Origin of the sequence: Streptomyces sp. NPDC046876, assembly GCF_040645035.1 — a bacterium.
Lineage (GTDB): Bacteria > Actinomycetota > Actinomycetes > Streptomycetales > Streptomycetaceae > Streptomyces.
In genome coordinates this window covers 23169-30127 of record NZ_JBEYXK010000085.1, presented here as the reverse complement: position 1 = coordinate 30127, position 6959 = coordinate 23169, and the positions used below count along the sequence as shown (strand labels likewise).

Here is a 6959-nt window from a genome sequence, read left to right as displayed (position 1 = left end):
GGAACATCCAGCCCGCGCGGCGTTTGAGCGCACCGGGCGCGGAGCGCCCGGAACGGGGTCCGGGGCGGAGCCCCGGTCTTTGAGCCGCGCCGGCGATTGAGGCGAGCGGGGGCCGGGGCCGCAGGACCCGGTTTCGGGAAGGGGTGGGGTGGGGGACCGCTCCGCGCAGCGGTGGCGGGGCGCCGCAGGTCGGCGCGGCTTCACGAGGCGGCAGGGGCGCAGCTCCCCGGCCGCCGTGGGGCGAGAGAAGGACGGTTGGGCCCGCGGCGCTCTCCGTCGGGCGGGGCCGCCGGGCTGGGCGGGGTCAGCGGGCCGGCGGTCAGCGGGCCGGCGGGGTCGGCGGGGGTACCGGGGTGGCGCGGCCGGGTAGGAGGGGCGGGGCCGGGCGTTCGGTCGGCCGATCGTCAGGCGGCGTCGCGGAAGTGCGCGAGCAGCGCCTCGGCGACGGCGGTGTTGCCCGACAGGGTGTCGAAGGCCAGCTCCTCGGGGACGGCGGGGCCCCAGAGCCAGCCGTGGTGACAGCTGAAACAGAAGATCAGCTCGAACAGGAGCTCGTCGGCGGCCCCGTACGCCCGCAGCCCCCACCCCGGCGAGAAGCACAGCCGCGCCTCGCCGGGCGGCATGGAGGAGATCAACCGGAGGGAGTCCGCGGCCTCCTGCCCGGTCCAGCGGCTGACGACGGGTCCGGTGACGGGTTCGCCGTAGCGCTCGGGGCGGGTGGCGAGGCGGATGACCTCGACGGTGGCGGTGGCGGCGACGGCGTCGGCGGGGAGCTGCATTCCGGCAGTCTCTCTCCCGGATCTATATTCACGCCATAGCAGGCTCGCTGGCCTGTTGTCCCGTGGCCGGAATTGACCCCGGGTCGGAGTTCAGATCCGTCAACATCCGCCGGGTGAAACCGAAGAAGTACGTGGCCGCGAATCCGACCAGGTAGCCCACCGCGAGACCGCCCCCGTACACGGCGACGGTCAGGCCCATCCCCGAGCTGCCGTCCAGCAGCGGGAACAAGGCCCAGCCCGAGGGCCCGATGGCCGTGGAGCCGAAGGCGATGCCGAGCTGGTGGCACAGGCCCACGAACGCCCCGCCCGCCGCGCCGCCGACGCAGGCGGTGACGAAGGGCCGGCCGAGCGGCAGCGACACCCCGTAGATCAGCGGCTCGCCGACGCCGAGGAGCCCGGCCGGGAGCGCGGACTTGATGGTCGTACGGATCGACCGGTTGCGCGGCAGCCGGCAGTAGACGGCGAGGGCCGCGCCGACCTGCCCGGCGCCCGCCATGGCGAGGATCGGCAGCAGGACCGTGTGGCCGCTCTGCTCGATGAGGGTGGTGTGGATGGGGATCAGGGCCTGGTGCAGGCCCAACATCACCAGCGGCAGGAACAGCCCGCCCAGCACCAGCCCGGCGAGGGCGCCGCCGGACTGCAGCAGCCAGGTCGCGAAGGCGCCGATGGCGGAGGCGACCGCGCCGGCGACGAACATCAGCCCGAACAGGGTGGCGAGGCCGGCGACGAGGACGGTCAGGGTCGGGGTGACCAGGCTGTCCAGCGCCTCGGGGACCCAGGTGCGGCACCCTTTCTCCACCTGGACGGCGAGCAGGGCGGCGGCCAGCGCGCCCAGCACGCCGCCCTGGCCCGGCGCGAGGTGGTGGCCGAACGCGTCGATCTTGGCGACGCCCGGGAAGACGATGATGGCGGCGACCGCGCCGCCGAGTACGGGCGTTCCGCCGAACTCCTTGGCCGTGTTGAAGCCGACGAAGACGGCGATGAGGGACATGAAGCCGGAGGCGATCGCGGCGAGCGCGGGCACCACGGCCGGCAGCCAACCGGTGTTCGTCAGCAGGCCGTTCAGGCCGGCGATGATGCCGCAGCCGATCAGCGCCGGGATCAGCGGGACGAAGACGTTCGCGATGCGGCGCAGCGCCAGCTTGACCGGGGTGGCGTTGCGCGCCTTCTGTGCCGCTTTCAACGCCTCGCCGCGCTCGGCGAGTTCCTCCGCGGTCACCGGTGTCGTGCCGGCCGCCCGGCGGGCCTGCGCGACGAGCGCCTCGAACTCCGGGCTCACGCGGGCGACGACCCCCGGCCCCAGCACGATCTGGTACGTGTCGTCCTCGACCACGCCCAGCACGGCGGGCAGCGCCCGCAGGGCCTCGTCGTCGACGAGCGAGCGGTCGTGCAGGCCGATGCGCAGCCGGGTCATGCAGTGCGCGATCGAGCCGATGTTGTCCGGGCCGCCGACGAGGGGGAGGATCGCGGCGGCCGTGGCGCGGTGGGTGTCAGTCGACATGGGGGGATCGCCTTGCGTGGGGGGAGGGGCGAGTGGCGGGGGGCAAGCTGTGCGGTCAGGGCGTGGTGGTGCCGGCCGCCCGGGCGAGGGCGGCCCGCAGGTGGCCGCCCGTGGCGGTGAGCAGCTCGTCGGCGGCCGGGCCGTCGACGCCGCCGAGGAGGACGAGGATCGCGGCCTTGACCTCGCCGCCGGTGGCGGTGAGCGCGGCCTCGATCTCCTCCTCGGGCGCGCCGGTGGCCAGGGCGACGATGCGGCGGGAGCGGGCGCGCAGCTTCTCGTTGGAGGCGCGCAGGTCGACCATGAGGTTCCCGTACGTCTTCCCGAGCCGGATCATCGTGATGGTCGAGACGAGGTTGAGGACGAGCTTCTGCGCGGTGCCGGCCTTCAGGCGGGTCGAGCCGGTCAGCAGCTCCGGCCCCACGACGACCTCGATGCCGTGCTCGGCGGCGGCGGCGAGCACGGAGCCGGCGTTGCAGGAGAGTCCGACGGTGAGCGCGCCGCGGCGGCGGGCGTAGGCGACGGCGCCGACGGCGTACGGGGTGCGGCCGGAGGCGGAGATGCCGATGACGCAGTCGTCGGCGGTCAGCCCCAGCGCGGCGAGGTCCTCGGCGGCCAGGTCGGCGGAGTCCTCGGCGCCTTCGACGGCCTGCACCATGGCGGACGGGCCGCCCGCGATCAGGCCGACGACCTGGCCGGGGGCGGTGTTGAAGGTGGGTGGGCACTCGCTGGCGTCGAGGACGCCCATGCGGCCGGCGGTGCCGGCGCCGGCGTAGACCAGGCGGCCGCCGCGGGCCATGCGGGCGGCGATGGCGTCGATGGCGGCGGCGATCCGCGGGAGCTGGGCGGCGACGGCGGCCGGGACGGCGGCGTCCTCGGCGTTCATGGCCCGGGCGAGCTCCAGGGTGCCGAGCCGGTCGATCCCGGCCAGCTCGGGGCGGAAGGCCTCGGTGGTCAGCGTGTCGAGCTGGGCGCGCAGCGCGGCGCCGGCGGCGGTCGCAGGGGCGGCGGCGTTGGGAACGCTCTTCGGGGCGGTCTTCGGGGCGGTCTTCGCGGCGGTCTTCGGGACGGTCACGGTCGGGGCTCCTGGCGGTGGTTTCGGCGGCGGGGGGCGAGGGCCTCGTACGAGGCGGCGAGCGCGGGGGCGGCCCGGTCGTACGTCTGCTGGGCGACCCCGACGAACAGGCAGTCCACGACGAGGAGCTGGCTGGTCCGGCTGGACATCGCGGCGGGCCGCAGCCGGGTCTCGCGCGCGGCGGAGGTGGCCAGCACGAGGTCGGCGTACCGGGCGACGGGCGCGCCGGGCCGGCCGGTGACGGCGACGGTGGTGGCGCCGCGCTCGAAGGCCGTGCGCAGGGAGTCGACCACGTCGCCGGTGGCGCCCGAGTGGCTGAACGCGACGGCCGCGTCGCCGGGGCGCAGCTGCACGGCGCCCGTGACGGCCACGTGCGGGTCGCTGTGCGCGTGGGCGATCAGGCCGATGCGCAGCAGCTTCTGCGCCAGGTCCTGGGCGACGAGGGCGGAGGCGCCGACGCCGTAGACGTCGATGCGGCCGGCGGTCGCGAGCGCGGTGACGGCGGCGGCCAGCGCGGCCGTGTCGAGCCCGGCGGCGGTGTCGGCGAGCGTCTGGGCCTCCTCGCGGGCCAGCTTGGCGAGGACCTCGGCCGGCGGATCGTCGACGGCTATGTCCGCGCCGAGGACCGGAGCGGCCCCGGACTCCTGGCGGGCGGCGAGCGCGGCCAGGGCCAGGCGCAGGTCGCGGTAGCCGGGGTAGCCGAGGCGGCGCGCGGTGCGCACGACGGTGGCCTCGCTGGTGCCGGTGCGGGCGGCGAGGGCGGAGACGGTGAGCCGGGCACAGCCCGCCGGATCGGAGACGACGGCCTCGGCGACGGCCTGCACGCAGCGGGTCATGGAGGGCGCGAGGCGGCGGACGCGGGCCCGGAGCGGTACCGCCGGGCTGAAAGTTTCCTTCGCCTCGTCCCTCATGCCTGAAATCTATTTTCGGGCAGGAATCGGGTCAATACGGCATAAGAGGGCCTTCGCAGGCCTTCGCCACGTGCCCGGTCGGGGTTCACAATGGGCGCATGGACCATGCAACCCCCCTGGAACAGGCGTTGCACGCCGCCCGTGCCCTCGTTCTCGCCGATCTCGTCGCGGGCGAGGTCGCCGAGGCCGATGTCGTCTCCCTCGTCGAGGACTCGGTCACGCACCGCCGGTGGTGGGTGGAGCAGTGGCCGGAGGGGGTCGACTACCTTGCCGGGCTCGTCGCCCAGGACGTGCAGGACGCGCTGCTGGAGAAGTACGGGCGCTGGCCGCTGTGCCCGGTCTGCTCCCACGGCGACCCGCACGCGCTGGACGTGGAGCCGGAATTGGGGCCCGATCCGCACTGGGTGTGCGCCAAGGCCGGGGTCAAGGTCGCCGCGGTGGGCGGCCTCGGGCCCGTCCTCGGCCCCGGCCGGTGAGCCGCCGGTGACGCTCTACATCGACCCGCCGACCTGGCCGGGCCACGGCCGTATGTGGTCGCACCTGGTCAGCGACGTGTCGTACGAGGAGCTGCACGCCTTCGCGGAGTCCATCGGCTGCCCGCGCAAGGCGTTCGAGCGCGACCACTACGACGTCCCCGAGCACCGCTACGCGGCCGCGGTGGCGGCGGGCGCCCGGGAAGTGGGCAGCAAGGAGCTGGTCCGCCGCCTGACGGAATCGGGCCTGCGCCGCCCGAAACACCGCCCGGCGTAGGCGGGCCCGGCCGGGCGGAACGCGGGATCTCATTCCCCGAGTTCGGTTAGCTCGGCGGCGAGGTTGCGGCGGGCCGGGCCCTCCCAGTGCGCGGCGCCGTACGGGGTGCGGAAGAGGCGGGGCAGGTCCAGCAGCCGGCGCAGGACGGCGGCCCGGCCGGTACGGAAGGCGTCGTCCGGGACGAAGCCGTACTCGGCGCGCACGGCGGCCGCGTACGCGGCGTACGCGTCGGGTTCGCCGGCCAGTACGGCCAGGTCGGCGTCGCACAGGACCTCGCCGTTGGTGTCGCCGGGGGCGGGGTCGTGGGTGACGGTGAGCCGGACGAGGCGGGCGACCTCGGCGGTGCGCTCCTCGGGTATCCCGAGTTCGTGCAGGGCGCGCTCGGCGAGCGCGGCGCTGCGCTCCTCGTTCTCGGAGCGGTCGGGGCGGTAGACGGCGTCGTGGAACCAGGCGGCGAGCTCGACGGCGGCGGGGTCGGCGGCGTGCGGGGCGAGTACGTCGATCCGCGCGAGTACGTCGGCCAGGTGCGCGGTGGTGTGGTAGCGGCGCTGGGGCTCCGCCCAGGCCGTGAGCAGCCGGTCGGCGTACGGTCCGGGGTCGCGGTCGGCGGGGGCGCCGGCGGCGGCCGCGGTGGCGTGCCAGCGGGAGCGGAGGCGGGCGTGCGCTTCGGGCTTCGGGGTGTCGGCCATAGGCACATTGTGGGGTGGCGTGCGGACGGGCTGCGGATGCGGGAGCGCGTGCCGGTGGGGTGCTGGTGAAGGGGTGGGCGGCCCCGTACCCTGGATATTGGACTAGACCTATTTTTCATATCAGCAGCTTCGGCATTCCCAAGGAGTGGGCCCAATGAGCAACCGTGCAGTCCTGGAGGTGATCGCCCTCGACGTGGAGGACGCGGTCGCGGCCCAGGCCGGTGGGGCGGACCGACTGGAACTGGTCAGCGACATGGCCGCCGACGGGCTCACCCCGACGCGCGCGACCTTCGCGGCGATCCGGGCCGCGGTCGACATCCCGCTGCGCGTGATGCTCCGGGCGGCGGACGGGTTCTGCGCCGGGTCCGCGGAGGAGGTGGACCGGCTCGCCGCGCAGGCGCGGGCGCTGCGGGCCGAGGGGGCCGAGGAGTTCGTCCTCGGGTTCCTGACCCCGGACGGCCGCCCCGACCTCGCCGCGATCGAGACGGTCGCGGGGGAGCTCGCGGGCTGCCGGTGGACGTTCCACCGGGCCGTCGACCGGGCCGCGGACCGCGACCAGCTGCGCAAGGCGCTGGCGGACCTGCCCGGCCTGGACACGTACCTGACCGCCGGGGCGGCGGGGGGCGTGGAGGAGGGGCTCCCGGTCCTGGTCGCGGAGGCGGCGCGGCGCGGCGAGCCGGGCTATGCGGCCGAGCTGTTGGTCGGCGGCGGCCTCACCCTGGCCCACCTGCCGGTGCTCCGGGCGGCCGGCATCACCGCCTTCCACATCGGCGGCGCCGCCCGCCCGTCGGGCTGGACCCACCCGGTCTCCGCCGCCGCAGTCGAATCCTGGCGCAGCGCCCTCGCCTGACCCCCGGCCCCCCGCCGCGGGCGTCGCCCGGGGCTCCGCCCGGCCTCCCTGGGGCTCCGCCCCAGACCCCGCGCCTCAATCGCCGGCGGGGCTGGATCCGCCGGGCGGGGCTGGCATTGCCGGGCAGCGGCATGCTCCAGCCCGCGCGGCGTTTGAGCGCACCGGGCGCGGAGCGCCCGGCACCCCGTTCCGGGCGGAGCGCGGGCACCCGGCGGGGGCCGGGGCCGCAGGCCCCGGTTTCTGGGGGCACCTCCCAGCGGTAGCTGGGGGAGAAGGGGCGGGGAGGGGAACGGCTCCGCGCAGCGGCCCGCGCCCTGACTGGCCCGCGCCCTGACTGGCCCCCGTGCGGACCGCTCCCGTGCGGACCGGCCCCCGTGCGGACCGGCCCCGTGCGGACCGGCCCCCGT

General features: G+C 75.9%; 8 protein-coding genes. 3 read left to right on the top strand and 5 right to left on the bottom strand.

The annotated features are described in order from the left end of the window. Nucleotides 1-404 precede the first annotated feature (404 nt). The 4 genes from ABZ924_RS30330 to ABZ924_RS30315 form a co-directional block, all read right to left on the bottom strand. Nucleotides 405-779, bottom strand: a complete 375-nt coding sequence (locus ABZ924_RS30330) for a hypothetical protein (RefSeq protein WP_361916702.1) — start codon at nucleotides 777-779, stop codon at nucleotides 405-407. A gap of 28 nt (nucleotides 780-807) precedes the next feature. Then, nucleotides 808-2280: a PTS transporter subunit EIIC gene (locus tag ABZ924_RS30325; RefSeq protein WP_361916699.1), complete on the bottom strand. Its 1473-nt coding sequence runs from the start codon at nucleotides 2278-2280 to the stop codon at nucleotides 808-810. A 55-nt stretch (nucleotides 2281-2335) separates the two neighbouring features. Continuing rightward, complete coding sequence (murQ, locus tag ABZ924_RS30320) at nucleotides 2336-3256, bottom strand: N-acetylmuramic acid 6-phosphate etherase (RefSeq protein ID WP_361916708.1); 921 nt, start codon at nucleotides 3254-3256, stop codon at nucleotides 2336-2338. Nucleotides 3257-3348: 92 nt separating this feature from the next. Further along, on the bottom strand, nucleotides 3349-4263 hold the full coding sequence (locus tag ABZ924_RS30315) for a MurR/RpiR family transcriptional regulator (RefSeq protein WP_361916696.1): 915 nt from the start codon (nucleotides 4261-4263) through the stop codon (nucleotides 3349-3351). Between the two features lie 98 nt (nucleotides 4264-4361). Between ABZ924_RS30315 and ABZ924_RS30310 the strand changes: the two genes are divergently transcribed. Then, the gene (locus ABZ924_RS30310) at nucleotides 4362-4739 is read left to right on the top strand and encodes a hypothetical protein (RefSeq protein WP_361916693.1); all 378 of its coding nucleotides are present in this window, start codon (nucleotides 4362-4364) and stop codon (nucleotides 4737-4739) included. A gap of 7 nt (nucleotides 4740-4746) precedes the next feature. Continuing rightward, nucleotides 4747-5013: a DUF4031 domain-containing protein gene (locus tag ABZ924_RS30305; protein WP_361916690.1), complete on the top strand. Its 267-nt coding sequence runs from the start codon at nucleotides 4747-4749 to the stop codon at nucleotides 5011-5013. 29 nt (nucleotides 5014-5042) lie between these two features. Here the strand turns inward: ABZ924_RS30305 and ABZ924_RS30300 are convergent, their stop codons facing one another. After that, nucleotides 5043-5702, bottom strand: coding sequence for a hypothetical protein (locus ABZ924_RS30300; protein ID WP_361916687.1), 660 nt, complete (start codon nucleotides 5700-5702; stop codon nucleotides 5043-5045). Nucleotides 5703-5856: 154 nt separating this feature from the next. On the opposite strand from ABZ924_RS30300, the gene ABZ924_RS30295 reads away from it, so the two are divergent. Beyond that, complete coding sequence (locus tag ABZ924_RS30295) at nucleotides 5857-6552, top strand: copper homeostasis protein CutC (RefSeq protein WP_361916684.1); 696 nt, start codon at nucleotides 5857-5859, stop codon at nucleotides 6550-6552. Nucleotides 6553-6959: the final 407 nt, after the last annotated feature.